General features: G+C 51.5%; 28 protein-coding genes. 15 read left to right on the top strand and 13 right to left on the bottom strand.

Going from position 1 to position 26,852, the window contains the following annotated elements:
* Nucleotides 1-132 precede the first annotated feature (132 nt).
* From PGRAT_RS16980 to PGRAT_RS16960, 5 genes are all read right to left on the bottom strand, one after another.
* Nucleotides 133-948: an ABC transporter permease gene (locus PGRAT_RS16980; protein WP_025707798.1), complete on the bottom strand. Its 816-nt coding sequence runs from the start codon at nt 946-948 to the stop codon at nt 133-135.
* Entirely contained in the window at nt 945-1,970 is a 1,026-nt protein-coding gene (locus PGRAT_RS16975) for an ABC transporter ATP-binding protein (protein WP_025707799.1), read from the bottom strand. The genes PGRAT_RS16980 and PGRAT_RS16975 overlap by 4 nt, the downstream gene beginning before the upstream one ends.
* Before the next feature lie 15 nt (nt 1,971-1,985).
* Complete coding sequence (locus PGRAT_RS16970) at nt 1,986-2,789, bottom strand: ABC transporter permease (protein WP_025707800.1); 804 nt, start codon at nt 2,787-2,789, stop codon at nt 1,986-1,988.
* Between the two features lie 30 nt (nt 2,790-2,819).
* Nucleotides 2,820-3,860 carry an ArsR/SmtB family transcription factor gene (locus PGRAT_RS31700; protein WP_025707801.1) on the bottom strand — a complete coding sequence of 347 codons (1,041 nt, stop codon included), beginning with the start codon at nt 3,858-3,860 and terminating at the stop codon, nt 2,820-2,822.
* A 221-nt stretch (nt 3,861-4,081) separates the two neighbouring features.
* Nucleotides 4,082-4,597 carry a MogA/MoaB family molybdenum cofactor biosynthesis protein gene (locus PGRAT_RS16960; RefSeq protein ID WP_025707802.1) on the bottom strand — a complete coding sequence of 172 codons (516 nt, stop codon included), beginning with the start codon at nt 4,595-4,597 and terminating at the stop codon, nt 4,082-4,084.
* Between the two features lie 273 nt (nt 4,598-4,870).
* On the opposite strand from PGRAT_RS16960, the gene PGRAT_RS16955 reads away from it, so the two are divergent.
* The 5 genes from PGRAT_RS16955 to PGRAT_RS16935 all read left to right on the top strand — a co-directional run bounded on the left by PGRAT_RS16955 (nt 4,871) and on the right by PGRAT_RS16935 (nt 8,723).
* Nucleotides 4,871-5,908 (top strand): CobW family GTP-binding protein, encoded by a 1,038-nt coding sequence (locus PGRAT_RS16955; RefSeq protein ID WP_025707803.1) that lies wholly within the window; start codon nt 4,871-4,873, stop codon nt 5,906-5,908.
* Between the two features lie 92 nt (nt 5,909-6,000).
* Entirely contained in the window at nt 6,001-6,348 is a 348-nt protein-coding gene (locus tag PGRAT_RS16950) for a four-helix bundle copper-binding protein (RefSeq protein ID WP_025707804.1), read from the top strand.
* 194 nt (nt 6,349-6,542) lie between these two features.
* Nucleotides 6,543-7,511: an ATP-binding cassette domain-containing protein gene (locus PGRAT_RS16945; RefSeq protein WP_025707805.1), complete on the top strand. Its 969-nt coding sequence runs from the start codon at nt 6,543-6,545 to the stop codon at nt 7,509-7,511.
* The gene (locus PGRAT_RS16940) at nt 7,508-8,218 is read left to right on the top strand and encodes a hypothetical protein (RefSeq protein ID WP_025707806.1); all 711 of its coding nucleotides are present in this window, start codon (nt 7,508-7,510) and stop codon (nt 8,216-8,218) included. Before PGRAT_RS16945 ends, PGRAT_RS16940 begins: the two co-directional genes overlap by 4 nt.
* A gap of 40 nt (nt 8,219-8,258) precedes the next feature.
* Complete coding sequence (locus PGRAT_RS16935; RefSeq protein ID WP_025707807.1) at nt 8,259-8,723, top strand: hypothetical protein; 465 nt, start codon at nt 8,259-8,261, stop codon at nt 8,721-8,723.
* A gap of 13 nt (nt 8,724-8,736) precedes the next feature.
* Here PGRAT_RS16935 and PGRAT_RS16930 read toward each other — a convergent pair whose 3' ends face one another.
* The 3 genes from PGRAT_RS16930 to PGRAT_RS16920 form a co-directional block, all read right to left on the bottom strand.
* The gene (locus tag PGRAT_RS16930; protein WP_025707808.1) at nt 8,737-9,990 is read right to left on the bottom strand and encodes a winged helix-turn-helix domain-containing protein; all 1,254 of its coding nucleotides are present in this window, start codon (nt 9,988-9,990) and stop codon (nt 8,737-8,739) included.
* Nucleotides 9,991-10,149: 159 nt separating this feature from the next.
* Nucleotides 10,150-12,240 (bottom strand): ABC transporter ATP-binding protein, encoded by a 2,091-nt coding sequence (locus PGRAT_RS16925; RefSeq protein WP_156124069.1) that lies wholly within the window; start codon nt 12,238-12,240, stop codon nt 10,150-10,152.
* 109 nt (nt 12,241-12,349) lie between these two features.
* Nucleotides 12,350-14,098 carry an ABC transporter ATP-binding protein gene (locus tag PGRAT_RS16920; protein ID WP_025704548.1) on the bottom strand — a complete coding sequence of 583 codons (1,749 nt, stop codon included), beginning with the start codon at nt 14,096-14,098 and terminating at the stop codon, nt 12,350-12,352.
* A 532-nt stretch (nt 14,099-14,630) separates the two neighbouring features.
* Between PGRAT_RS16920 and PGRAT_RS16915 the strand changes: the two genes are divergently transcribed.
* Nucleotides 14,631-14,948 (top strand): HesB/YadR/YfhF family protein, encoded by a 318-nt coding sequence (locus PGRAT_RS16915; RefSeq protein WP_025704549.1) that lies wholly within the window; start codon nt 14,631-14,633, stop codon nt 14,946-14,948.
* A 222-nt stretch (nt 14,949-15,170) separates the two neighbouring features.
* Here the strand turns inward: PGRAT_RS16915 and PGRAT_RS16910 are convergent, their stop codons facing one another.
* Nucleotides 15,171-15,686, bottom strand: a complete 516-nt coding sequence (locus PGRAT_RS16910) for a hypothetical protein (protein WP_025704550.1) — start codon at nt 15,684-15,686, stop codon at nt 15,171-15,173.
* A gap of 221 nt (nt 15,687-15,907) precedes the next feature.
* Here PGRAT_RS16910 and PGRAT_RS16905 point away from each other — a divergent pair, with 221 nt between their 5' ends.
* The 3 genes from PGRAT_RS16905 (at nt 15,908) to PGRAT_RS16895 (ending at nt 18,848) form a co-directional block, all read left to right on the top strand.
* Entirely contained in the window at nt 15,908-17,707 is a 1,800-nt protein-coding gene (locus PGRAT_RS16905; RefSeq protein ID WP_025704551.1) for an ABC transporter ATP-binding protein, read from the top strand.
* Between the two features lie 170 nt (nt 17,708-17,877).
* Complete coding sequence (locus PGRAT_RS16900) at nt 17,878-18,297, top strand: MerR family transcriptional regulator (RefSeq protein ID WP_025704552.1); 420 nt, start codon at nt 17,878-17,880, stop codon at nt 18,295-18,297.
* Nucleotides 18,294-18,848 (top strand): hypothetical protein, encoded by a 555-nt coding sequence (locus PGRAT_RS16895; RefSeq protein ID WP_025704553.1) that lies wholly within the window; start codon nt 18,294-18,296, stop codon nt 18,846-18,848. Before PGRAT_RS16900 ends, PGRAT_RS16895 begins: the two co-directional genes overlap by 4 nt.
* Before the next feature lie 85 nt (nt 18,849-18,933).
* On the opposite strand, the gene PGRAT_RS16890 is transcribed toward PGRAT_RS16895, so the two are convergent.
* Both PGRAT_RS16890 and PGRAT_RS16885 read right to left on the bottom strand, forming a co-directional pair.
* Nucleotides 18,934-19,377, bottom strand: a complete 444-nt coding sequence (locus tag PGRAT_RS16890) for a DUF441 domain-containing protein (RefSeq protein WP_025704554.1) — start codon at nt 19,375-19,377, stop codon at nt 18,934-18,936.
* A gap of 80 nt (nt 19,378-19,457) precedes the next feature.
* Nucleotides 19,458-20,444 (bottom strand): YpdA family putative bacillithiol disulfide reductase, encoded by a 987-nt coding sequence (locus PGRAT_RS16885; RefSeq protein ID WP_025704555.1) that lies wholly within the window; start codon nt 20,442-20,444, stop codon nt 19,458-19,460.
* 190 nt (nt 20,445-20,634) lie between these two features.
* Here PGRAT_RS16885 and PGRAT_RS16880 point away from each other — a divergent pair, with 190 nt between their 5' ends.
* The 4 genes from PGRAT_RS16880 (at nt 20,635) to rsgA (ending at nt 24,237) form a co-directional block, all read left to right on the top strand.
* Nucleotides 20,635-21,231: a DUF2087 domain-containing protein gene (locus tag PGRAT_RS16880; RefSeq protein WP_025704556.1), complete on the top strand. Its 597-nt coding sequence runs from the start codon at nt 20,635-20,637 to the stop codon at nt 21,229-21,231.
* A 121-nt stretch (nt 21,232-21,352) separates the two neighbouring features.
* On the top strand, nt 21,353-21,811 hold the full coding sequence (locus tag PGRAT_RS16875) for a DUF3939 domain-containing protein (RefSeq protein WP_025704557.1): 459 nt from the start codon (nt 21,353-21,355) through the stop codon (nt 21,809-21,811).
* A 136-nt stretch (nt 21,812-21,947) separates the two neighbouring features.
* Nucleotides 21,948-22,619, top strand: coding sequence for an HAD family hydrolase (locus PGRAT_RS16870; protein WP_025704558.1), 672 nt, complete (start codon nt 21,948-21,950; stop codon nt 22,617-22,619).
* Between the two features lie 526 nt (nt 22,620-23,145).
* Entirely contained in the window at nt 23,146-24,237 is a 1,092-nt protein-coding gene (gene rsgA / locus PGRAT_RS16865) for a ribosome small subunit-dependent GTPase A (RefSeq protein ID WP_025704559.1), read from the top strand.
* Between the two features lie 192 nt (nt 24,238-24,429).
* On the opposite strand, the gene PGRAT_RS16860 is transcribed toward rsgA, so the two are convergent.
* Nucleotides 24,430-25,056, bottom strand: a complete 627-nt coding sequence (locus tag PGRAT_RS16860) for an FMN-dependent NADH-azoreductase (RefSeq protein ID WP_025704560.1) — start codon at nt 25,054-25,056, stop codon at nt 24,430-24,432.
* Nucleotides 25,057-25,385: 329 nt separating this feature from the next.
* Here PGRAT_RS16860 and PGRAT_RS33750 point away from each other — a divergent pair, with 329 nt between their 5' ends.
* On the top strand, nt 25,386-25,526 hold the full coding sequence (locus PGRAT_RS33750) for a hypothetical protein (protein WP_167337232.1): 141 nt from the start codon (nt 25,386-25,388) through the stop codon (nt 25,524-25,526).
* A 98-nt stretch (nt 25,527-25,624) separates the two neighbouring features.
* On the opposite strand, the gene PGRAT_RS16855 is transcribed toward PGRAT_RS33750, so the two are convergent.
* Complete coding sequence (locus PGRAT_RS16855; protein ID WP_025704561.1) at nt 25,625-25,864, bottom strand: hypothetical protein; 240 nt, start codon at nt 25,862-25,864, stop codon at nt 25,625-25,627.
* A gap of 138 nt (nt 25,865-26,002) precedes the next feature.
* On the opposite strand from PGRAT_RS16855, the gene PGRAT_RS16850 reads away from it, so the two are divergent.
* Entirely contained in the window at nt 26,003-26,671 is a 669-nt protein-coding gene (locus PGRAT_RS16850; protein ID WP_025704562.1) for a hypothetical protein, read from the top strand.
* The last annotated feature ends 181 nt before the right edge of the window (nt 26,672-26,852 follow it).

The following is a 26,852-nucleotide window of genomic DNA, read 5'->3' as shown; positions in this document are numbered from 1 at the left end:
TGATCACAAAACCTGAACCAATGCAGGGATTGAGTTTTGCGCCTTTCTAAGGTGCATTTTTGTTCATTTAGCTGACGGGGTAACCGAAGGCCGGTATCAGCATCCGCAGGAAGCGGGCTGATCCGGCCTTTTTTAGAATAAAGTCCAATTCCCTTTCTTTCGGGCGTGTTTTTCAGCACGGTAGAGCACATAACGTGTGCAGAAGACAAGCAAGATACTGCCTGCCAGCAAAATAAGCAATGCCCGCCACCAGCCAGCACCAATATGGCCGTACAAGGCTCCGCGCACCAGAATCAGGCTGTAGGTGACCGGAAACAGCGCGGACAGCCCGGTCGCCCAGACCGGGAATACGGCAGGAGGTATGCGAACCCCGCCGAACAGCTCCATCGGTGTCTGGAATATGTAGTATAGAAACGAAGACTCCCGGGAGAACAGCGAGACTGCGCACAGCAGTGCGCCCCAGATGACTGCCGCCGCCATAATCAGCAGCAGGGCAGGAATCAGGGCGATCCAATTCACGGTAGAAGCATCGGAGACGAACAGGAAGGTCAGCAGCGAAAAGACCGCAAACATCCAGATCCCGTGAAACAGGGAATATAGGGAACGTCCGTACAGAAAAGCCATTTTGGGTGCAGGTGTAAGAAAGACAGCTTCCACAGTGCCGCCTTTGCGTTCCTGCTCGAACAACCAGGCAGCCTCAACTACTGTCCAGAACAGCTGAAAAACCAGATAACCGCTCAGTAAAAATAAGGGAATCCGCTCATCCGGGATGATCCGGGAGAGCACAGATCCTGCCCCGCTGCGGTATGGCTTCATCGTGAAGTAGGAGGTCAGGAAGCCGAGTGCCGGCCACAGCAGCAGTGAAAAGAAAACAAACTTGCCTCTGGAACGGTTACGGCGCTGTTTGGAGAGCTCGGCTAAAGTGGTGGGCCATAAGTCCGTATTCATGATACCCTTCCTTCTGAGAGCAGGATAATCGCGTCCTCCAGATTAGGCTTGTCGCAAGCGAAGCTGTTAATCCGAAGTCCGTATTGCGCCGTCCAGGGGAGAAGCTCGGTAATCAGCATGTCGGCAGAAGTGGACCGTACGGAGATTCGGTAGGAATCGCCGTCCTGGCTGCCGGCAATTCCGTCAATATCCTTCACTCCGCCGATCAGCTCTGCGGGATGCCCCAGCTTATCAAGGTGCTCCTGAAGCAGCGGCCGCAATGCCTCATTCCAGCCGCTAACCTGCAGATGGGCGGTCTGCAGGCCTGCAACCTGCCTGACGATCGCGTCAGGCTTGTCACATAGCAGCAGCCTGCCGCGGTTCAGTACGTAGACCCGGTCACACAGCTCTTCGACCTCCTGAAGATAATGGCTGGTCAGCAGGATGCCTTTGCCATGCTCTTTGGCGAGGCTGCGCACAGTGCCGCGAAGCTGTCTGGCAATCGGCGCATCCAGACCAAGTGTAGGTTCATCCAAAAATAAATACTCCGGATCATTGATCAGACCGCGGGCAATCTGCAGACGCTGCTTCATCCCTTTGGAATATTGCTCCACAGGCTGGTCTGCCGCTGCCGTGAGTCCCACTTCGGCCAGCAGCAAGTCGCTCAGGCTGCGGATCTTCGCAGTATTCAGCCCGTAGAGCCGGCCGAAATAGTGCAGATTTTCCCGGCCGGTGAGCCTCCAGTACAGCATGCGTTCGCCTCCGGCAATCATGTTGACTTTTTGCTGCACTGAGCGGCGGTTGTCTGCCATGGGCATTCCGTCGATCTCAATGCTCCCTGAGGTGGGGTCAAGCAGAGTGGACAGCATGCGGATGGTTGTGGTTTTGCCTGCGCCGTTCAGGCCCAGCAGACCTACAATCTCACCTTTGCCGATGCTCATTGTCAGGGATTGGACAGCGGTCACGGTCCGGGTCTCCGCACGGAAAAGTCCGAGCCTGTTTTTGGTTTCGTATATTTTGGTGACTTCATTCATTTGGATCATGCTTCCTCATTCCTTTCATGCTTGGTGATTCTCAAATAGTCCACGCTCCACCAGACGCGTGCTCCACATCCCCGCCGCTATATAAACCACACTAAGCAGAAGTGCCGGCAATGTGTCACGCAGCGGGATCGCTTCACCAGTAAGGAGGGTTCTCCGCAGAAGCTGGAGGGAAGAGGTCAGCGGGAACACCTCGCCGGCTGTCTGCAGAAATCCGGGCAAATATTGTCTCGGGAACTGAAAGCCGCACAGCAGCGTGGTCACCGCAAACAATGTATTTTGAACGATATAGGTATCCCGTGAATACAGCATGATGCTCCCCAGCACCAGAGCCATGGCATAACAGGAGAGTATAAAAAGCAACCCGCCTATTACCGCCGAAAGCAGATGTGGTGCAGAGAGACGCATTCCCGCTAAAATTCCAAATACGAGTACAGCAAGCAGCACCATACCGCTGCGGTAAAACTGCTGAAGGGCCGTGCCCAGAAAATAGCCGTTCCGGCTGGAGGGGGAGAGCAGCAGCGCTTCCAGCGTGCCTTCCCGCCATTCAGTAATAAGTGCTCTAGACACATTCATCATCATGCTGACGGAGAATACATTCAGTGCTCCGCCAATGATGGCATAAGCCAGATAATTGCCGCTTCCGGCATAGAGTGCGAATCTGTTATCCAGATCCCCCTGAATGAGATAGACATAGGAGAAGTAGGAGACGAGGACCAGATACCCGCCTTCAATCATATGACCCAGGGTAAAAGCCCAGGGAAAGGCTCTGAGATTTGCTCTCTGGTTCCTGGCTGCTGTTGCAAAAACGGTTTGCCACACGGGCGGACAACTCCTTTATGGTGATGGGTCTTATTGTTCAAGGTACTGCCTCTGCAGAACAATCAAGCTGTCGAAGGCCTCTTTATGGCTGGTGTAAAACAAATAGTTCCCCTTGCGTTCGGCTCCTGCCAGTCCTGCTTCACTGAGCAGCTTCAACTGTTTGGATACGGCGGCCTCCGAGATTCCCAGAATGGGGGAGAGCTGCTTTGTGCAATGCGGGCCCTGCCAGAGCAGCTTGAGAATCCGCAGCCGTGTGGCATCGCCAAGGGCTTTGAACTGGCGAAGCAGATCCTCCGGCGGGGCTTCGCTGCAGGGCAATCCGGGAATATCCACGGCGAGCGGCAGCACCAGGCTGTCTGCTGTCCAATCGATCAGCAGGTGCGGGAAGATGAAGGTGGAAGGAAGCACATACACATTCTGCAAATCTTCATAGGCAAAATAGTACGTCACCGCCTTCTGCGCCGTAATCCTCCCTTCTGCGGCATGAAGACGGGGATGAAGGGTATTCAGCGCTTTTTCCGCAGAACGGGAGAAGGACTCTTGAAATTGGGCAGCAGCCGTGTTGATCCAGGGCATCACATAGTCCCATTCCTTGCAGAAGTAATTCTGTTCATACGTCTCCAGGGTTTTAATCAGCTGCTTGCGGATAGAAGCCGTATGCTGAAGCAGATATTTGCCGGCTTCATCTGGCCTGTCATCTCCAATGGGGTTTGCCCTCCCGCTTCCTTGCTGCCATTCCAGAATAGTGCCCAGAGTAACTTTGTTGTTCAGCAGCAGATGAATGAATTCAGCATCGGGCAAGTCTTTAAGCAGGTTAATTCCATCAGTTGCCTGCAGCGGTGCACCGCTGCGGCCGGGAAGCATTAATGCCATCCATTGATCCGATAATCGTCCCAGGGTGTATATGCCTTCCAGCAGGGCAGAGGGCATTTTGCGTTTTATATCCCTGGCCCATTGCAGGCGTTTCGGATGATGCTCCGGCTGGTATAGAACATGCAGGCTGCACAGCAGCTCATGAAAGGGACTGACGACAGTTTTGACGTTTCGTTGCAATTGTTGGAGTGAGCTCATCTCTTTCCTTTCCGATTAACCATTTAGTTAATCAAAAACCACTTTCGCGAAAAGTGTTCAATAGTATAAGTAGAACAGACCAGGATGTCAACTAAATCTCTAACTCTAGCCAAAAAAGGCGAAAAAACCAAGTGCAGCTCTCTGAGCACGCCTGGTTCTTTCGCCTTAGTTTGGGGTTTCTAATTGTGGCCAGGGATTGGCCTTCAAATCTGAGGTAACGATTATGTGCCTTTGTAGATCTCCCGCATAACATGCCTCAGCTCAGGAATAATCAGCCGCTCCATAGCAAGCTTGACCGCGCCGGTGGAGCCGGGCATGGAGAAAACTGCCGTGCTGCCGATGGTGCCGGCAATCGCCCGGCTAAGAATCGCAGCGGAGCCGATATCCTCGGTGAAGCTGAGCAGCCGGAAGATTTCTCCGAAGCCGGGAAGTGTTTTGTCCAATAGAGAGGCCACCGCCTCATAAGTGGTATCCCGGGGTGATATCCCCGTTCCGCCTGTCAATAGCACGGCCTCGATGCCGGAATGGACAGAGCTTTTATAGACCAGCTCGCGGATATCTTCATAGTCGTCCTTGACAATTGTACTGCCGGCAACCACATATCCGGCTTCTTCAAGCATGGTTCGGATCAGCGCGCCCCCTGTGTCGGTTTCCGGTGTACGGGTGTCCGAAACCGTAATCACATAACAGGCCACACTCTGGGGCGCTTCGTGCCGGTGTTCATCTACGGATGACAAGCGGACCAACTCCTTTTTGCATCAATGTATTTCTCATGATAGGGGATGGCTGGCGCAAAGACAAGCCGGGGAAGCAGAGGGAAGGCCAACTTCGTATCTCAAAATATAATTTATAGCCTTCGCGCTATAAATATCCTTCTATTTCCCGCTGAAACGGGTCCCGTCCTTTTTACGACGGTGTAGCCGTTTCTACTTGTCCGGTGCCTTGCACCGCAAAGGTACTTGTAGTACACTCGCTACCATAACGGAATTTTGTGCAGGGAGAGATGAAACATGGAACAGGCTATGCCGGTTTATATATTGTCGGGATTTCTTGGAAGCGGCAAAACCACCTTGCTGCAGCGCCTTTTGGATCACTGGAAAGCCCAGGGGCTAAAGCCGGCGGTCGTCATGAACGAGCTGGGAGAGGTGAACCTGGACGGACTGCTGGTCGAACAGTCGGTGCCGATGGCCGAAATGCTCGGGGGCTGCATCTGCTGCTCGATCCGCGGCGATCTCAGCACAGAGCTGGCTACACTGATTAAAAAAGAGTCACCCGATGTTGTGGTCATTGAAGCTACCGGGGCCGCTAACCCGCTGGAGATTGTCGATGCGGTTACTGAAATCTCTTTGTATCAGCTGGTGGAGCTGAAAGGTCTGATCACGGTCGTGGATGCCGCACATCTTATTGAGCTGTACCGGTCCCAGCAAGGATCGACCTACCGGCTGATGCAGGAGCAGATCCGCTGCGCATCGGTGCTGATCCTGAACAAAACCGACCGCGTAACCCCACAGGAAGCGGAGGAGATCACCGCAATCCTGCGCAAGTGGAATGCCTATGCGGAAATCCTGCCTGCGGTGCGCTGTGATTTGGAGCCGGAAGCGCTGCTTGATGGGATGGGGGGCATCCATGCCGAAGCCCGCTTCCAGGAAGAAGATGAGGTGCAGGCTGCAGAGGGTCAGGCTGAATATGCCGGTGAAGCAGGTGAGACTGGGGCTGCGGTGCATGGTTCCCATGACCATGTAATGGCCTATACCCACTACTTCAAACGCCCTGTGAACAGTGAGGAATTTGAGCAGTTTGTGAAGGAGCTGCCAAGGGATGTGTACCGCGCGAAGGGGATTGTCACGTTCAGCGATACCTCCAGCCGCTTTCTCTTCCAATATGCCTACAGAGAGGCGGATTTTATGAAAATCACTCCTCAGGGGGAAGTGCCGGATGTGGCGGTATTCATCGGTGAACACTTTTCTTCCCTAGAATTGCGGACCCGGCTTCTCCAGCTGGAGAAGCGTATTCTGGCCAGGCCGGCTGTTGTAAAAAGAAGTTTGTAGCCGTGCTCCCCTCCCGGGGAGAATGGTTCGTTCCTTTTCTTGCAGGTTAATACATAGGCATACCCTATAAAAATTGCAGGAGGTTAAAGGCTATGACCCGAATTCAATATCAGGAGTGCATCGATGCTTGTATCCAAACTATGAACGCCTGTAACTATAGCTACGTCTCAAGCCTGAAACAATATGATCTTGCGTCGCTTCGAGAAAGCATCAGACTGGACCGGGAATGTGCGGATATCTGCTCCTTCGCTGTGCAGGCCATGACCCGTCAAAGTCCGTTCGTTGCAGAAATTCTCCGCCTGTGCGCAGAAATCTGCGAACGCTGTGCCGATGAGAGCAGTAAACATATACACACACATTGCCAGGAATGCATTAACGCCTGCCGTGCTGCTGCGAAAGCCTGCCGTTTGATCAGCGATACGGTAGAAGTGTACGCTTAGTTTGTTACCGATCCATTTTTATATATTGAAAAAGAGCATGATCCCAAAACCAGAGGTTCCGGCAGTTTATACTGCGGGCATCTGGTTTTTTGCTTTATTTGGTTTCATAGTAATCAATCTGTTTATCTTAAAAGGAAATTGGTGCAGCCCCGGCGAATTAAGTGTAGGAAGAACGTTAAGGGGATGATAACGGAATGACCCTTGCAGGTTTCAGTACACAGAGGCGCGATGAGGGCAATGCTTCGCCACTTATTGAGCTTACCCGTGCCACGAAGTTTTATGGCCGCCGTCCTGTGCTGAGTGAAGTGTCCTTGCTCGTGGAATCCGGAACGGCTACGGCTCTGATCGGAAGGAACGGTTCCGGCAAAAGCACACTGCTGTCCATACTTGCCGGATTGACGAAGATTTCGTCGGGCACATTGGTACGGTATGAGCGCAGATTAATTATAGGATATGCCCCTGAAGCTTTTCCGGGGCTGAAATTGCCGGCAGAGCAATATTTGCTCTGTATGGGCAAACTCGCGGGTCTTACATCTGCTGCAGCAGAAGCCAGAGTGACAGAATTGCTGGGTGTCTTTCATCTGGAAGAGTTCCGCAGGCAGAGTATGGCCGGATTCTCCAAAGGAATGCTGCAAAAAGTGAATTTGATTCAAAGTCTGCTTACACAGCCGCAGCTGCTGCTGCTGGACGAGCCGATGTCAGGTCTGGATCTTCCCGCGCAGCATACAGTGATTGGGCTGCTGCAGGAGTTGAAACGCAGGGGGACAGCACTGGTGTTCTCCATACATGAGCCAGAGACAGTAGAAGCACTGGCAGACAACGTACATGTGCTGCAGGCTGGCAGAACCGTCAAGATTATCCATGGCGAAGAAAATATGCGGGTTGCACCCGCTGCTTACATAGTTTGTAATAACATTTCAGAGCAATGTAAAGAGGACATTTTGGGGATGTCCGGGATTATTTCGATACATAAGGAACCGGATGGTGCTTCCGGGGACAATCTAAGAGTGACTATAGAGGCTGGAGCGGCAGACGGCTATCTTCTCCGGGTGCTGAAGGCAGGAGGATCAGTAGTGTCTGTAGAGCCATGTGGCGGTTTGAGTACAGGCGGCCTGGAGCAATGGATGGACCCCAAGCCGGCCAAAGGGGGAGCTGCGGAATGAGAGCGCTTATGGTCTATTTGCTTCGCAGCTATACGGCTTCCCAGCGGTACTTCGGGCCTGTTGCCGGTACAATTATTGCGGTATTGATCCTCTATTCCTATACCCCTAATCCTGTAATGAACAGCTATGCAGCCACAGCCATTATCCTTTTTGCCGGCTCTGCCTGGATGGGGTTAAGCTTTCTGAATCACGAGCATCCGGTACAGCGCCAGGTATCGATAGTTCAGGCAAGAAGCAAGTGGAGATATAACCTCGGTACATTGCTTACCCTGGGTCTGTTTATATTGCTGCTTGACCTGCTGATTGTAACCTATCCGGTGCTTACCGGACATTTTGATGAACCGGCAGGTCTATACAGAATGACACTCGCCTTCGCCGGCCATTTCCTGCTGGGTCTGTTAGGTATGGCTGTCTCTCTGTACCTTCAGGCTGCCTGGGTACCCAAAACCAGCTATGCTGCCGGTCTTTTACTTACGGTTCTTATCATCTCCATTGGTGCGGGCAAGATGAGCGCACTCATCCCAGGCCCATTTGTACATCTCCTGCTTCCTCCGGCAGCTCCGGTGATGGATGTCCTGATGAATGCCGATAGCTTGCCCTTGATGCGGGTAATGGGGGCCTTCCTGCATGCACTGGTCTATATAATGCTGTTAATCGGATTTTATTTATACCGCTCCAGCCGGATGGACGACCGCAAAAGCTTGTGAGGACACGAATTCATAGATAGAAGGAGGAATGGGAGGAACGATGAAGGATACACAAGTACCGGAGAGTGAACAATCCAAAGAGCTATTTGCTTATTTCGGCCTAGCCGTCTATTACTGCCAGGCATTGGAGCAGCAGTTGACCAACCTGCTGCTGCTTACAAAGCTGTCTCAGGGGGAAACGCCAACAGAAGCGGATCTTGCGGAACTGTATCAGCGTAAGCTGAGCAATTCACTCGGCCAGCTCATCAAAGAAATCCAGCATCACTTTCCTTTTTCGGAAGAGGAAACCAACCAGCTGCAGGCCGTATGGAAGCAGCGTAATCATATTGTACATGACTATTTCAAGGAACGGATTCAGGAAACCTTCACGCCGGCCGGCAGAGCACAAATGATCCGTGAACTGAAGCGGTTCAAGAATAAAGCCCGCAGGCTAGAGATTAAGCTCCAGGGTTACTGCACCGAGCTGTACAACAAGCTTGGAATTGAAGAGGAAACTCTAATTTGAACTGCACCTCCCTTTATATTAGACGGGCTTCCAGTTCCTGAAGCCCATTGCGCTCTGCCACTCCGGGAGCGAACCGGACCGACGATGCCCGCGTACACTTCGCGAGCGAACCAAGAGCTGCTGTGAGCGCGGGGATCATCTCCGCGCTTAAGTCCGTGTCCGGCTCCCACCACCAGCGCAGAATATTCAGTACCCCGTTCTTCTTATCCATTACTGGTTCAAACCGTGCAATGAAACGGTCTCCGAAGAGCAGCGGCAGCACATAATAGCCGTACTCCCGTTCAGCAACCGGTTTGTACACCTCCCAGCGGTAGGTGAATCCGAATAATTGCCGGATCAGCTCCCTGTCCCAGAGCAGATTGTCGAGCGGAGCCAGTGCGGCGGCGAAATCGGCACCGGCTTCAGCTCCGGCTGCATCTGCGGTATCTCTGCGCAGCAGAATCTCTTCCAATCCGGGGGCATCCGCTGTGCGCATATAGAGCGGGAGCTTTACCCCTTCAACACGGACCTCCCGGAGTAAGCCGCTTAGCAGGAGACGCTCAATCGCGGCTGTCCGCTCCTTGCTCTTCAGACCTGCGATACCAAGCCATCCGTCTCCGGATTTGTTCCACTGCAGGCCGATGCTGCCGATTCTCCGCAGCACATACCAGTCGTAGTGCTGTTCAGGTGTCATATTAGGGTCCTCGGCGTCAAGCAGATGCTCAGGCAGCAGCTTCGCACTGAAATCATAATAGCGGCGTGTATGGACCCTATGATGTACAGTGAGTTCGCCCCAATAATACATACTCTCCATGGCTGCACGCGATAGGCGCGCCGGAGCCCAGGCCCAATCGATCTTGTCTCTGCTCTCCAGATCCAGTGAAGAGAGGGGACCCCGCCGGGTCAGTTCTTCCCGGACATGCGACACCATGGCTCCAAGCGCCTCATTCCCTTGATAACGTTCTGCCGCCATCGCTCTGCGCCGCTGAAAGTACGGCCAGTCTTCCGTGCAGTAGATCGACATATTCTTGTCCCAGCCATCGATCAGCAGCCTGTCCTTGTAGAGCAGCTCCGAGGCCAGTTCCGGGACGAAGCCGGGAATCCGCGCCTGCAGCACTAGCTCATGATTATGCCCGGCAATGCTGAGCGGATCATATTGTATGCAGCCCACATGGCGGACGTAGTCGTAAACGGCAGCCTTACCAGGGGACAGGCCTCTGGATATGAGCCGCTGATGCTGAAGCAGGAAAAGCCGGGCTTGCCGCTTGCTGAGCGAATAAGTGATCACGAATTCCACCCCGTTCTTTTGATTTATTCCTATTATACGGAACAAATGTTCTCTGTACAAGCAAGTAAAAAACCCCTGATGCTAATTCCTGCATCAGGGGGAGTGTAGTTGCTGTTAACCCTTCGTGTTTCCCGTTTTGGCGGGATAACAGCCGCTGCGTTATACCTGCTTGACCGATGGCCGCAGGGGTGCACCGGACAGCTGAACCGCCGCAGGAGCCGGCAGCTCGGGTCCGCCGGCTGCTCCTGCCCCCAGCTGCAGCTGATACATGCGGAAGTATCTTCCGCCGAGGGCCATCAGCTCATCATGGCTGCCGCGTTCCACAATCTCTCCATGGTGCAGCACCAGAATCTGGTCTGCGCTGCGGATGGTGGAGAGCCGATGGGCGATGATGAAGGTGGTGCGGCCTTTCTTGAGCACCTCCAGCGCTTCCTGAATCAGGCTCTCCGTTTCAGTGTCGATATTGGAGGTGGCTTCATCCAATATCAGAATCGCCGGATCAAAGGACAACGCTCTGGCAAAGGAAATCAATTGGCGCTGACCAGCTGACAGCGTGCTGCCTTTTTCCACAACGGGCTCATCAAAGCCATGGGGGAGATGGGCCAGCAGCTTATCGGCGCCAACCTCCTGCAGCGCCCGCTCCACACGTTCGCGGGAGATCCGCCCGTCTCCCAGGCTTACATTGGAAGCGATGGTGCCAGTGAAGAGGTAAGGGTCCTGCAATACGATGCCCATGTGGCTGCGCAGCCACTGCTTCGGTATGCCTTTGACCTCCTGGCCGTCAATCGTAATGGTTCCGCGCTGCGGATCGTAGAAGCGGAACAGCAGGTTGATGATCGAGCTTTTGCCGGAGCCGGTATGGCCGACGAGGGCAACGGTCTCGCCGGGGCGTGCTTCGAAGGAGATGTTCTTCAGGACGAAGTCTTTTTTATAAGCAAAAGAGACATCCTTGAATACCACATTTCCCTTGTAACGCGGCATGGTTCCATCAGTAACCGGTTCGCCCGGTTCATCCATCAGCGTAAACACCCGGCCTGCTGAAACCATAGAACTGTCGAGGTTGGCGAGCTGGTTGACCATCCCCGTAATCGGCTGGAACATCCGTCCCAGCACATCGACGAACGCATACAGCACACCCAGTGATACAAAGGTGGAACCGTCCAGACTGCCGAAACCGAAATACCACAGCACCAGCACAAAAGAAAGGCTGCGCAGCGAGTTCACCAGGTTGTGGGATGTGAAGGCGTTCAAATTCAGCATTTTGTTCTGATATTTCAAATAATCATCGTTGAGTTTCTCGAACTCTTCCGTACTCTGCTTTTGGCGGCGGAAAATACGGATGATTGACATCCCCTGAATCGATTCATTGATAATCGCATTGATCTCACTGAGACGTGAGCGGATAATCGTGTTGTATTTGGTGGCTATTTTGCGGTAGAGCACGATCCAGAGAATCACAATCGGCACGATGAACAAACTGACCAGGCCGAGCCGGATATCCAGCAGGAACAGTGCGGCATATACGCCGATAATATTGATAATCCCTGTGCTGAAGTTGGACAATACGGCGATGAACAGATCTTTTACCGCTTCCGTATCATTCGTTACCCGGGACACCACCTTGCCCGCAGGTAAATTGTCAAAAAAGTATACCGGCAGCCGCTGGATATGCGCGTACACATCGGTCCGCAGCTTGCGGATGACCTGATTGGCCGAGGATTGCAGCCAATAGGTTTTGCCGAACTCGGCAAAGATCGAGATGACCAGGAATAGAGCGTACAAGCCTACAAGCTCATAGATTCCGGGAAGCTCCGGTTTGTAGAAGGAAAACAGCTCATCCGCCGACAGCTTCACCGCCGGGTAGACGGCTTCGGTGTCTCCACGCTGGATATGCAGCTGTCCATCGCGGAAGGTCCGCTCCCCATCGGGCTGGGCAACCGGCATATTGATGAAATAAAAGCTTTTTCCTGCCTGAAGCAGGCGGATTTCCTGGCCTTTGGCTTCATCCGCTGCGAAGCGGTCACCGCGTTTGTAATAGGCATTCTTATACTCAGCTGCCTCCTCGGGAGAGGAGGTCTGGAAGTATGGTTTTTCGATGGCCAGCATGTGGTTGTCGATCATGCTCTTGGCGATAAAAGGGCCTGCAAGCTCGGCCGCCACTCCGATGGTAAGCAGCAAAAGGGCTGCGATAAACGTCTTTTTGGCAGTTAAAGCATACTGCAGCAGGCGTTTGCCTGTACTCTGTGTCAACGGTGACACCTCCTGAATGTGTTGTATGCATAACATCTGCGCCGCTTCATGCTGAACTGGCATCGCTGGGCATAAGTTACACGGAGATGGTTAAGTTTAATGGATATGATTATTCGTTGGTCAGGTTGTTCTCCACCTGCTGGCGGTCGAACTGTTCGCGGTACCAGCCGTTCATGTCCAGCAGCTCCTGATGGGTGCCGCGTTCGATAATCTTACCGTTATCCAGCACGACAATCTGGTCGGCATGCTCGATAGCGGAAAGGCGGTGGGTAGAGATTAATGTGGTTTTGCCTGCCCGTTCCTCACGGATATTCTCGATAATCCTGGCTTCGGTCCGTGCGTCAACAGCGGAAAGTGCATCATCCAGAATCAGAATATCGGGATTGGCAATGAATGCTCTTGAGATGGAGACACGCTGTTTCTGGCCCCCGGAAAGGGAAACGCCGCGTTCACCCACCAGGGTATCCAAACCGTCGGACAAGGTGCCGAGATCGTTCTGGAATGCCGCAGCTGTGATTGCATCCATAATCCGTTCATCGCTGGCGCCATGGTGGCCGAACTGGATATTTTCGCGCACCGATTTGGAGAACAGGATCTGTTCCTGCGGCACATAGCCCATCCAGCTGTGAAGCTGGTCAAGTGCAATCTTGTCAATCGGAACATCCGAGATCAGGATTTCGCCTCGTCCGGTCGGATATTCGTGCAGGAGCTGCTTAAGCAGTGTGGATTTACCGCTGCCGGTGCGGCCGACCACGCCGAGAGTCTGGCCCTGGGTGAGCGTGAAGCTGACCCCGGTAAGGTTATCTATCGTTGAGGTCGGATAACGGAAAGTGACGTCTTTCAGCTCGATGGAGGTCGGCTGCGCCACTGGAACCGGATGGGCCGCATCCTGCACATCCGGCTTCGAATTCAGCGTTTCGTCGATCCGCTCCAGCGAAGCTCCGCCGCGCTGCATAATGTTGATCAGCTCGCCGATAGCGAACATCGGCCAGACGATCATCCCGAGATACATATTGAAGGAGACCAGGTCGCCCAGCGTAATCTGATTGCGGAAAACCAGATAAATCCCGTAAGTCAGGGCGATGACGTAGCTAAGCCCTACACACAGCCGGATGGTTGGCTCGAAGAAAGAATCGACCTTGGCAACGGCCATGTTCTTGCGGTACACATCATCCGTAATCTCCCCAAAACGCTTCTCGTCAAGACGTTCCTGCACATAGGCACGGATGACACGAATCCCGGATACCGACTCCAGTACCTGATCGTTCATATCACCGAAGGCATCCTGCGCCAGACTATAGCGGTCATGAATGGCTTTGCCGTAGAAGATCATTGCGATTGCGATGAGAGGCAGCGGCAGCACGGCGGCCAGTGTCAGCTTCCAGCTGACCAGGAAGCCCATGGCCAGAAGCACAACCGAGAGAAATATCGTCGAATCGACAAGCGTAAGCATTCCGAAACCCACGGTTGCGGAGACAGCCCGGATATCATTGGTGGCGCGGGCCATCAGGTCACCGGTCCGGTTGCGTTCAAAAAACGAAGGGGTCATGGTCATCAGATGATTCATGAAGCGGGAGCGCAGCAGACGCTCTACCAGGTTGGACCCTCCGAACAGCTTGTGCATCCATATGTAGGTGATCCAATAGATTATCAGCAGCATGAGCACAATCATGCCGATATACTTCATGAGCGAGCCTGCGGTTATTGAACCGCTGACAATGTCATCAATGGCATTGCCCAGCAGACGGGGAGGCAGAAGCTCCAGAACCCCTGCAACAATCAATAAAATAAGTCCAATAGCATAGCGTTTCTTTTCGCGGCGGAAAAACCAGCCGAGATTGCGGAGAACGGAGAACAAGGGAAATCCCTTCCTTTCGGGTTGAAATGATTGTCGGCTTGTTTGTAAACATTCTTGCCTGTTCAGATTAATGAAAGTGTTAATTAATACCAGCATGCAAAAAGGCATACCATCCGGTAACGGATGATATGCCTGTCATTAACATCAGCTATCATGTCCACGGTGCTGTATTGCAGCACAGAGACATGGAGGAGAGTTGCCTAACCCGAGTTCAAGCGCTACGCGTAATACGCTAGAGTCTCAGGAGGTTTCCACTGCCGGGGCTGCTTCGGTATTCGGTTGTGTATTACTGCCGACAATGGTTGTGAAAAATACAGGTACAAGGTTAAACACCGCGCTCACCCCTTTCATTAATTTTGGTAATAACTTGAAGACGCTTCGTTATGTTCCGAGTTTATCACCCGGCCTAAAGAATTGTCAAATGTAATTTTGGATAGATAGCGAATCAGCCGTAGAACGAGTTCTGCTTAAATTATTTGGAATATTGCCATAATTTCAGTATGATTAAACCATACGGGAGGTGCTTAAAAAGATGAAGATGTTAATCAGCAATGAGGCCGCCGCCTGGTTCAAGCGGGAACTTTCGCTGCAGGACGGGGCATATATCCGTTTATTTCCCCGCTACAGCTCGGGAGGCGGACTGCATTCGGGCTTTTCGCTGGGGATTGCGAATGAGCCTCCTGGCCGCCCTGCTGTACAGAGGGAGCAGGCGGGAATTGTTTTTTATATGGAGGAGCAGGATCTTTGGTATATGGAGGGTTATAGCCTGTCCATTGTGTATTCGGAAGCTGAAGATGATATTGAATATGTCTATGAGCCTGAGGCGGCAGCCGGGGTTCTACAGGAATAAGCTGTTTTCTTACATGGAAGCAGAAAAGGCTGGGCCGTCCTTTTAAGGAGCCTATGCTTCCGAAGCAGCGATACAGAGTATCGCTTTCAGGTACCGGTTTCAGCGGGAAATATAAGGAACATTGATTGCGTAACGCATATAAATTCTTATATTGACAAAAAAGCCCTTGCCACAAGGCAGGGCTTTTTGTATGGCGCTCCCGCATGCTGAACTGCAGAAGCATTAGTGCGAGCTGCGGAAGGTTTCTTCCTCCATCGCGAAGTCAAAATCATCAATATCATACACCTGAACAGGGACCCCGCCTTCAATGATGCGCTGGATCAGCTCGAACTGATCGGTTAGAATCGGCACCTTCTCCCGCTGGGAGGTCAGCAGCAGCTCCGTTTCGATGGGATCGAAAGCTTCGCCATACGTTGCGTTATCAACACCGTTGATAATGGTGATCTGTGCGTGGCTGCCCAGCAGAATGCCTGAGCTTTTGGCCCAGGGGATGTTCAGGCAGCGGTTAATTTTCTTGGAATTCAGCGGCTCCTCGAAGTACGCTATGAGTTCACGGATTTTGAGCTTCACATGCTGGTCATCTTCTGCATGGCTCATCAGAGGCTCATCGCTGTCCCGCAGTTCGTATAATTCCATCACGGTAGTGTAAGGCACTATATATTCTACGGGGCTCCGCGGAACGAGAAGCTGGCCGTAAATTGCCATCATGACGGCTTCGGTCACAAATTGTCTGGACATCGTTATCCTCCTGAAGTTCGGGTACTGCAATCGTACTAGTACGCCTGCTAACTGTACATTGTGAATCGACAGCGGCGTTTTTTACCGGCAGTATGGTGATGTACAACACACTTTTGAAGAGTTGCACGCGTACCTATGGACTTAAAAATATAAAAACACTGTGGAGCGCAAATGTCAACAGTACCCAATCAACACGGTAAAGAGAAAGGACGTTACATTCTGTGAAGCAATGGAAATCTTATTATACTTTTGTACGGCCTTATATGAAATGGATTGTGCTTACTCTGTTCATTGGCATGATCAAGTTCAGCATACCGCTGACTCTGCCGCTCATCCTGAAGTATGTGGTAGATGACCTGCTGAACAATCCGGCGCTTACCGCTCCGGAGCGGGTGTCGAAGCTGATGACGGTGCTCGGGGGCTCCCTTGTGCTGTTCGTGATTATCAGGGGGCCGGTGGAGTATTACCGCCAGTATTTTGCCCAACTGATTACCAGCAGAGTATTGTTTGACATGCGGAACAGGCTGTATGGACATCTGCAGCGGCTCTCTCTCCGCTATTATCAGAATACCAAGGTCGGTGAAGCGATCTCCAGATTTATCAATGACGTCGAACAGAGCAAAAATCTCGTGGAAGTCGGGATGATGAACGTCTGGCTGGATATGTTCACGTTGGTGTTCGCCCTGGCCTTTATGTTCTATCTGAATCCTGTGCTGGCCCTTGTGTCCATTGCTATTCTGCCGCTGTACGGCATTGCGGTGAATACTCTTTATAAGCGGCTCAAACTGCTGACCAAAGACCGTTCCCAGGCCCTGGCGGCGATCCAAGGGTATTTGCATGAGCGGATACAGGGAATTGCGATCATCCGCAGTTTCACGATGGAGCGGGTGGACAAGAAGCAGTTCAAGGATATCAACGGCAGATTTCTGGAAAAAGCGATGGCCCAGACGCGCTGGAACGCTTTTACGTTCGCCATCATCAATACCCTGACGGACATTGCACCGCTCTTGGTGATCGGGTACGGGGGGTATCAGGTCATTCACGGAAACCTGTCGCTGGGAACCTTTGTGGCCTTTTTCGGCTACCTGGACCGGATGTATGCACCGCTCCGGCGGCTGATTAATTCCTCGACGGTGCTGACCCAGGCTTCCGCCTCGCTGGAACGGGTGATGGAGCTCCTGGACGAGCCGTATGATATCATCGATGAGCCGGGAGCCAAACCGCTGGCGGCACCGGCTGGAGCTATAGAGTTCCAGAAGGTGTGGTTCAAATACAATGATGAGAATGATTGGGTACTCAAAAATATCGAGCTCAGCATTGAGCCGGGACAGACAGTGGCTTTTGTCGGAATGAGCGGGGGAGGGAAGTCTTCCCTGATCAGCCTCATACCGCGGTTCTATGACATTACTGAAGGCAGCCTGCGTATGGACGGTCAGGATGTCAGAACACTGACGCAGGAGAGCCTGCGGCGGGCCGTGGGCATGGTGCTGCAGGACAATTTCCTGTTCAGCGGCTCGGTGCGGGACAATATTCTGTTCGGCAATCCAGAAGCGGGGGAACCGGAGATTATCGCAGCTGCTCAGGCGGCGAATGCCCATGATTTCATCATGCAGCTGCCGGAAGGGTATGACACTGAGGTCGGTGAACGGGGAGTGAAGCTGTCGGGAGGACAGAAGCAGCGTGTCGCCATCGCCCGGGTCTTCCTGAAGGACCCCAAGGTGCTGATTCTTGACGAAGCCACCTCGGCGCTCGATCTGGAATCGGAGCACTTGATTCAGCAGGCCTTGCAATCTCTGGCTTCGGAGCGTACCACATTGATTGTGGCCCACAGGCTGTCGACAATTACCCATGCTGACCAGATCGTCGTGCTGGAGCACGGTGAGATAACCGAGCGGGGAACCCATGAGAAGCTTATGGCTCTGGACGGCAGTTACGCCCGGCTGTTCAATGTGCAGCGGCTGGATTCCAAAAAAGTAAATCACTTAGAAGCATCAGAAGATCAGTTTTTGCGGAAAAACTGATCTGCCTAATAACGTTCCCCTGCCCGTATCACCACTGATTGTTTTTTCTGTTCCAATCTGATCTTCCCTGCAAGGATATTGCATTTTAGTGTTGGTTACAGTATACTGTAACCAACACACTTATATGTAACTTGTGGCGGAAAATCAAACCCTAACAGGAGATGAACCTGATGAAAGTGTATACTGGCAAGCAACTGGCTGATATCCTCCAGCAGGAGGATGCAGACATGAATTTGCGAACCGTCCGGTATTATACGCAGATAGGCATGCTGCCGCCTCTGGAGCTAGTGGGGAATAAAAGGGTATATACCGACAGGCATTTGGAATGTTTGCGGGCTATCCTGACCTTATCCAAAAGCGGCGAAAGCCTGGCGGATATACAAGTGAAGCTGGCAGCACTCTCCCGTGAGGAAATTGCCAGCCTTGGCGCACGGCTCAGGTTCTACCAGCCGCAGCACATCCTGCAGCATGAGACACTGGTTATAAATGACGATGTGATGCTCACGGTAAGCCCGCAGATCACGCCGGAACAGAGGTCAGAGATGATTGAGGCGGTCACCTGTCTGCTGAGAGGAGAGAAGGAGCTATGATTAGAGAATCATTCCAGGTGGAGTTCCGCTTCGCCAAGTCCTATCTAGAGCACGAAGAAGGAATCAATCATCTTTGGGTCAAGCTCCCGCCGCTTGCCGGCGTGAAGCGTGCCGCAGCCGGGATGCAGCTTCCTGAAGGGGTTTTTTGGAATGGAGATGCGGGAGCATGCCCCGTTGGAGCAGACGGTCAGATGTTCCTGGAGTCCGCAAATGCGCCAAGCGAACTATTGCTCGAGATTTATACGCTGCAGCCGGTTAGCCCCGGACTGACAGAGCTTATCTTTACTGTGTCATGCATCGGGGGGAGTGGCGAGGAATGGACCCGTTCATTTGCTGTGCCGCTGATGATCTTAGACGAAGAAGAGGCGGAGCCGCCCGTTATGGATCATGAAATCGTCAGAAAAGTCAAGGAACGGCAATGGCATAACCCTAAGCATCCGGGTGATCAGGGCAGCAACAGAGAGCCGCTTGACTGCACTCCGCGGAGGCAAATCCGGTACGATCCCCATTACCGTTCGGAAATGGAGAAGCAGTACAGCATCGAGGGATAATCATAATATTTTGTAAAAGATTAAAGGCTGCCTGGCGCTTTTTGGAAGCGTCCGGGCAGCCTTTTATAGTCAGCAGCTACAAGCTCTATCCTCTGCCGATCAGCAGAGACAGAAGCCCGGCGGCAATCAGCGGTCCGACCGGAACCCCCTTGAAGAAAGCGACACCCAGTACGGTGCCGATCAGCAGCCCGGCGACAACGGTGGGCTGACTGCCCATCAGCAGAGCGCCCCGGCCCCCGAGATAGGCGACCAGCATGCCGATGCCGATGGCTGCGAGCGACTTCCAGTGCAGGAAGGAGTGCCAGATGGTGTCCAGTGAAATTTTCCCGCTGGCCAGAGGTGTCATTACGCCGATTGTCAGGATAATGATCCCGGCTGTCAGGCCGTACTTTTCCAGCCAGGGAAATGTCTGTTGAAGTCCAAGCACACGCAGCAGCAGCAGTACGACCATCGCTATCGTGATCGGTGAATTTTTGCTGATGATGCCGAGTGCGGCAAAACCTAGCAGCAGTAAAGAGGTAATATCCATGGAGGCGGTACACTCCTTTTCTAAGATACACACAATGCTTATATTATGGACCGGACACGGAGTTTATGAGACCCTGGATGCTAGTCGGCCAGACGTTTGGAAATAATGTGGTCTGCGATCAGCTTGCCGTGCCCGCGTCCGGTTTCGATAAATACCTCATTGGCGTTGCGTCCGGAGGCAATGACGCCAGCGATATACAGTCCGGGCACATTGCTCTCCATGGTGGCGGGATTGAAGGCCGGCTTTTCCTGGGTCTCGTCCATGCTTACTCCGGCTGAGGACAGCAGCGATCGGCTCGGTCTGAATCCCGTTAAGGCCAGCACAAAATCGTTGTCCAGCTCTTTAACCCCGCCGTTCCGCCCGGCGATATGCACCGAGCCCGGTGTGATTTCAGTTACCCGTGACTCCAGATGCAGAACAATCTTGTCCTTCTCCACCATACTCTCGAAGATCGGGCGCACCCAAGGCTTGATGTTCTCCGAAATACTGGCTCCCCGGTATACCATATCCACTTCGGCACCAACCCTGAGCAGCTCCAGTGCCGCATCGACAGCGGAATTGCTGCCCCCGATGACGGTAACCTTCATTCCTGTGTACGGATGGGCTTCCCCAAAATAATGGGTGACCTTGGGAAGCTCTTCTCCCGGAATGCCAATCAGGTTCGGCTGATCGAAATAGCCCGTGGAAATAATTACGCTGGCAGCTGTGCGGGTATAAGTTTCCCCGCGTTTATTGCGGGTATGTACAGCAAAGGTCCCATCTTCCAGCGGATTCACAGAGAGGGCCTCCTCGTAAGCGGCAATGTCCAGCCCATGCTGCTTCGCAGCTCGGCGGTAGTAGACCAGTGCTTCATGGCGGAAAGGCTTGTCATTCGGTGAAGTGAAGGGCACATCCCCGATTTCCAGCAGTGCGGTGGTGCTGAAAAACTGCATATTGGTCGGATAGAGGTAAATGGAATGGACAATAAAATTTTTTTCGATGATCAGGCTGGACAACCCGCGGCGCTGGCATTCAATGGCGGCGGATAGTCCGCAAGGGCCTGCCCCGATAATGATGACATCTTTCATAAAACGGTGAACCTCCCGGAGAATAAATTGCGTTTACTATAAAGCGTACCCTAAATATTAAATTTTCGCCATGGTTCCCGGCAATTCCGGTGAATTTGCTTGCTCCGGATCATTGGATGGTATATAATTAGATATATATCTAAATTAATGATTTTATAAATCTGCCTGTATTTATAGGAGAGTGACCCTGTTGCAGCTTGAGAAAATTGTCAATTACCACAAAGCCTTGTCCGACCCTACGCGTATGCGGATTCTGCTGCTGCTGTCGAAGGGGGAAGTTCACGGGCAGGCCCTGGCCGAGAAGCTGAATTTGTCGCAGCCTACCGTTACCCATCATGCCGCCAAGCTGCGGGAAGCTGCGCTCATCAAAGAGCGGAGGGAGAAGAACACGGTTTATTTTGCGCTGAACCCCGAGTTTATCCAGGCCGGATCAGAGGCTTCACTGAAATTTATTTTTGCCAGAGGAGTGGAGGACTTGGAGAAGGTGTCTCCGGATGAGAGTCTGAAGGAATCAGTGCTGCGCAATTTCTTCGCCAAAGACGGCCGTTTGCGGCAGATTCCCTCACAATACAAGAAGAAGCTAATTGCGTTGCAATATTTGGCCGAGAAGCTGGAACCGGGTGTGGTCTATACGGAAAAAGAAATCAACGATTTCATCAAGCCGTTTCACGAGGATTATGCGACCATTCGCCGTGAGTTCATTATGCATCAATTTATGTACCGCGAGAATGATCACTATGAGCTGAATCCGCCGGAGTTGTGGACACATTGGGAAAATGTCAAATAATGATCTAAAATTTGGGTATTTTTTGTGACAAAAGGCTGGCAAGCTGATTAAATGTCTGAATAACGAATAAAATGGAATTGTAAGCGTTATCTGACATATACTTCGAAAGGAGACTTTCAGTATGATATTCAAGCGCGCCAAAAAGAATATGCCCACTGTCCCCCCCACTGTTACCTTGCCGCAGATCAAACAGGCTGTAAGGCAATTTGAAGAAGATATGCCCGCACCTATCAACCGCACGGCCCTGATGATGGAGGATAAAAGTATTGACTTAAGCCGGCTCAAACGCTACTTAGGCGGAGTACCTGAGCAAAAGTTCTATATGTCACGCGAAACCTTTGAGATTTTTGAGGAGTCTGACAAGCTAGTGCCCTATTATCTCGACCTGGTTCAATCGGCTGTCGATAACTACATCAGCGATACCGGCAAGCTTCCGCTTGTTGAGGATGCCTGGCTGCCCGAGGTTCACTACCGGCTGCTGGCCACGGAACGATATTTGAAGGAAACGCCGCCTTTTCCATTGTATATTACCGAGGAAGAGATGATGCTTACGCATCGGCCGGAGCATTTTGAGCAATGATTTACAAATTAGCAGACTGTTCAGCTGGAGGGGGAGACCTCTTTTGCGGAATGGTCTTTTCTTTGCGCGTTCCCCCATAGTACAATGGATTTCTGACTGGTTACGGAACGAAATCAAGGGATAAGGGGAACTTGGAATGGAAAAAGTACAAGCTTTACTGTTTGATCTGGATAATACATTAATGGACCGCGACCATACTTTCCGCAGCTTCAGCAGGAAGTTCGTACAGGATTTCCTCGGGCATATGGACCCGGAAGAGGCGGAGCGCACCGTGGAAGATATCATCGTCAGAGATGCGGACGGATACCGGAATAAGGATGGTTTTTTTGCCGAACTCAGCGATGTGTTGCCCTGGAAGAAGAAAATGGCTGCTGCGGATATTCGGGCTTATTATGACAGAACATATATCACCCATGGAGCGCTTATGAAGCATGCCGTAGAGATGCTGGAATATTGCCGGGAGCGCGGCTACACGCTCGGGCTGGTCACGAACGGCCAGAAGGATATCCAGGATGGCAAAATCGACCTGCTTAAGCTCCGGGGTTACTTCAAGGCCATCATCATCTCCGGGGAGGCCGGGATCAGCAAGCCGGATCCGGAGATCTACCGCCTTGCCCTTGAGCGTATGGGGACAACAGCAGAGGAAACATTGTTCATCGGAGATCATCCGGTGAATGATATCTGGGGTGCAGCCAGTGCAGGGATGGAGACGATTTGGCTGAAGCGCAACCATCCGTGGGATGATAAGCTGGATGCACACCCGTGGAAAACCATTCATGAGCTTGATGAGCTGAAGTCTATTTTATAGCCGGGATGAGACTTGCGGGTTGACAAAATAATGCAGCTCCGTTTATCATTACACCATATTAGTTCGGAAGGAGACGATGTTATATGTCAGTTTATACGGTTATTTCGTTATCGTTGAATACTGCTTGTGATACGTGTCTTCCGGGAACAGCGGCTGCAGTGTAAGAATTGCAGCTTAGCGGGCCAGCTCTATGATGCCTTTTAGAGCCGCCGGGAACCGTATCGGTTCCGGCGGCTTTTTTGCATGTGCATGAGGCAGTAAGGTATAGCTGTACCTGTGCACATACGGAAAATACCGGCCTGTCCCGCTATGCGGGAAGGGGCCGTACTTTTCGTTCAATGCTTTTGCAAGCTTGTCTTTTGCCTGTGGCAGAAGACTGGTTCTGCAGGAGATGCCGCCGGAATGAGGGATTCCGGCGGCTTTTTGTGTTCCGGGAAAACGTGAAGCAGGTTCAGAATCAGAATCAGAAGCAGACAGGTTGTAATGCAGAAATTACCAAAAAAAGTTAAAAATTCAGGAGGCAATAATGACAATAGAACAATATGGCTGGAATATGAATTGGCAAAGCAAGTGGAATGAAAGGATTATTGGGAATGAAGGGAAGGGGTATGTTCCGGGAAGAATCGTGGGCGACTTTGGCAGCAAGTACCGGGTCATGGCGGAGAATGGGGAGACATGGGGTGAACTGGCCGGCAAACTCAGACATTCACTGACAGACTCCGGGGCATACCCGGCCGTCGGGGACTGGGTGGTTCTGGCGATGCAGGATGGCGGGGAGCATGCCGTCATTCACGGTGTCCTGCCCCGGCACAGCGTGATTTCACGAAAGGTTGCAGGAAATACACTGGAGGAGCAGATCGTTGCCTCCAATGTGGATACTTTATTTCTGGTCAGTGCCCTAAATGATGATTTCAATGTCCGGCGGATGGAGCGATACCTGATCATGGCCTGGAACAGCGGGGCGAATCCGGTAATCTTGTTAACCAAATCCGACTTGAGCCCGGATGCAGAACGTAAAATCGCCGAGATGGAGCGCGTGGCACCCGGTGTAGCCATCCATGCAGTTAGCGCGCTTTTGGGCGACGGGCGGGAAGACCTGCTGCCCTATATCGGCGAAGGTCAGACCGTGGCCCTTACCGGTTCCTCGGGCTGCGGCAAATCGACGATGGTCAACTGGCTCAGCGGCCAACGTCTTCAGCTTACCCAGGATGTAAGAGAGGATGACAGCCGGGGACGTCATACGACAACCCACCGGGAACTGTTTGTTCTGCCGGATGGCGGCATCATAGTGGACACTCCGGGAATGCGCGAGCTGCAGTTATGGGAGGATGAAGGGGGACTCGACCTTGCTTTCGGCGACATCACCAGGCTGGCAGCCGAATGCCGTTTCGGGGATTGCAGGCATGAACATGAAGATGGCTGCGCAGTACTTGAGGCTATAGCCAGCGGTGAGCTGGAGGAGAAACGGCTCTTGAATTACCGGAAAACCCAGCGGGAACTGAAGTATCAGAGCAGCAAAGAAGTGAAGCAAAAGCGGAAAACTGCTGCTGCTGTTACAAAGTCTGCGGGTCCGCGTACCCGAAACTCAAACTGGCGGCATGAACTGGACGAATATTGAGGGAAGTAGAAAGGGACCCCCTGCAGCCCATAATAGCTGCAGGGGGTCCCTTATCTTTTGTCCGGCGGAGCTTCTTGAAGAAGCAATCTGCCAAACTATATATAAATAAAAGTCCGGCTGATGTAAAAAGGAGATGTCTGTAAAAAGTGCGGATGACTAAATAAGAACCGGACTTTTAGCGCTCCTGGCAATTTAGAACGATGCAGCGGCAGTTTTAGCCAATTCCAGGCCCTTAGCGATAATTTCTGCAGATTGCTGCGGATTCTGGTTGTGTCCTTCGATAATAACCTGGGTAGTTTCTTTGAAGCCCCAGAAGTTCAACATGCCTGCCACAAAATTAACAGCCATTTCTGCACTGGCAGCAGGACCTTCGGAATAAACGCCGCCTCTGGCATTCAGAATCACTGCTTTTTTGTCTGTTATCAGTCCAACCGGACCTTCAGCGGTGTATTTAAAGGTAACACCCGCTTGGCTCAAGTAATCGATGTAAGTATGCAGTACAGCCGGAACTGTCATGTTCCACAGCGGGAAGGCAAAGACTACTTTGTCTGCGGCCAGGAACTGATCCACATATTTCTTCACAGTAGCAGCGCCTGCAGCTTCTTCTGGAGTAGCTTCATATCCTTGAGCGGCTTTGTAGATCCCTGTAATCAGTGTGTTGTCATAGTAAGGAAGCTGTTCAGCGAACAAATCAAGTTCTGTAATTTCATCTTGAGGATGAGTTTCCTTGTAGCTTGCCAGGAAGGCGTTGTAAAGTTGTACACTCACTGCTTGATCTGCCGGACGGTTATTTGCTTTAACGAACAGTACGTTTGACATTATGATTTCTCCTTAGATATATAATATTTATTAACTATAATTAATATAGCATTTAATTATTTGTTTGTAAATATCCGTCGGGTAAAAAAATTATCTGCTTGCACCAAAGCACTTTTTTTTGTGCAGATACCATATCTCCGGGCAGATGGCAGCTTTTTTACTTTGAAAGATCAAGATGTAGTTCCGCAGTTTTCGCACGGTTATTTTTGTGTTTACACCCAGGTTTAACGTGGCAGGGACCCGGTTATATAGGTGTTACAAGGAATAAGGAAAGGATTTCCTCTCAGTTCTGGCTGCAACAGAATCCAACAATAAAAGGAGCGAGTGACATGTCCATTGACCGGTTCATCATTAAAAAATTGGACAGCTGTCAGGAAGAGCGTACCCGGCGAAATCTGGTGAAGCTGTTCAAGCTGCGGATTCAAAAGGCGGAAAAGCAAGAGAATAAATACCCTGAGCGAATCAGCTGACCAACCCGTTGGTGAAGTGAGGATCCGGCACTATATATGGAGCATTTTCCTTTGGGAGGGAGGTGCTCTTTTTCCTGTGCAAAAAAATATCCCTCTATTTAATAGAGGGATAATGCCAATGAATCATTTTCACTGTAACTGTGCAATATAGCTTCAGAGCCTTTAATTTCGATACTGATCAGAGAATTCAAACATTTCTGCAGGGCGCTTTTGCCCTTTTGAATTTTAAGTTCCAGCGTGCTGTTTAGCAATCGAAGTACTTTTTGTGTAGGCTGTTTATTTTCTGTAGTGAAGTACACAGGTACAATCTTGTTCTGAAATGTGATGAGCATTCTCATTTGAAATCACCTCGCTACAAGTATTTCATGTTATAGATCATACCTTTACTTTCTTAATTTTACCTTAAAATTAGCTTATGATAACATAAAGATTACAAGACTTATAGCTTGAAGCCTTTCCGGGAAGGAAACTTGGATGTGAATAACAATGATAAGTTATATTTAGCGCATTTTCTGTTCCCTGAAACATCAGGGAATACAGAAGTTGAAGAGGTGCTGCAAAAGGCAGCCTCAGCGGACAGGATTTGCAGATTGAAATTCAGCGAAGGGGAATATACGCAGGATTTATGTCTGCAGGTTTTTAAAGATGCAGTGCTGTTATCCCACCTGAAAGATACGGATGCCTTCGACTGTGAATTAAAGACTCCGGAAGAGATCAAGCGTGCATCCTTTTATCTTCTGAATTGCTTTCAGTTTACATACAGCAGTCCTTCGGATTCGCCTGCATTGCTGATGTCCAGACACAAGTATGAAGAACTCCAGGAGCAAGCGGATGCTTATACTTTGTTCCTGTTGACTGAACGGCTGACAGCCGAGACAGGAGATGTTGTAAATTCCCCGCAGCTGGCCAACGTGATGAAGAGTCCGACGGCAGAGGGAGAGCTTAAGCTCTGTTCATTGCATGAGGGTGCATGGTCTTTTCAGCGCGCCTCGTATATGGAGAATAGTTCCGGAAGCTGGCTGGTGCGCGTCAGCGGCAGGGAATCGGAAGACTGGATGATTGCGGTGCCGCTGACCAGACCTCAGCTAAGCTCCATCATTTATAGATGGCTGCTGCAGCCCTTAGAGGTATCTAATGGAGAATAACCGTTGAGCAAGGTGGAAGTGTGAGTTCGAACTAATTTGTAAAGCATTATTATGAAAACGCTTACATAATTGCGGTGTCTCAGTCCGGCTAGGAGTATCGTGAACGCTGCACTACATGTCAGTTAACCAATCTTTAGACAGGAGCATATGCTTTAAGCAAGGGCGAAGACCCGGGAAGAAA

It is taken from the genome of Paenibacillus graminis (assembly GCF_000758705.1).
Classification (GTDB): Bacteria; Bacillota; Bacilli; order Paenibacillales; family Paenibacillaceae; genus Paenibacillus_AQ; species Paenibacillus_AQ graminis.
The sequence above is the reverse complement of the archived record's forward strand: the minus strand, read 5'-3'. Positions and strand labels throughout refer to the sequence as shown.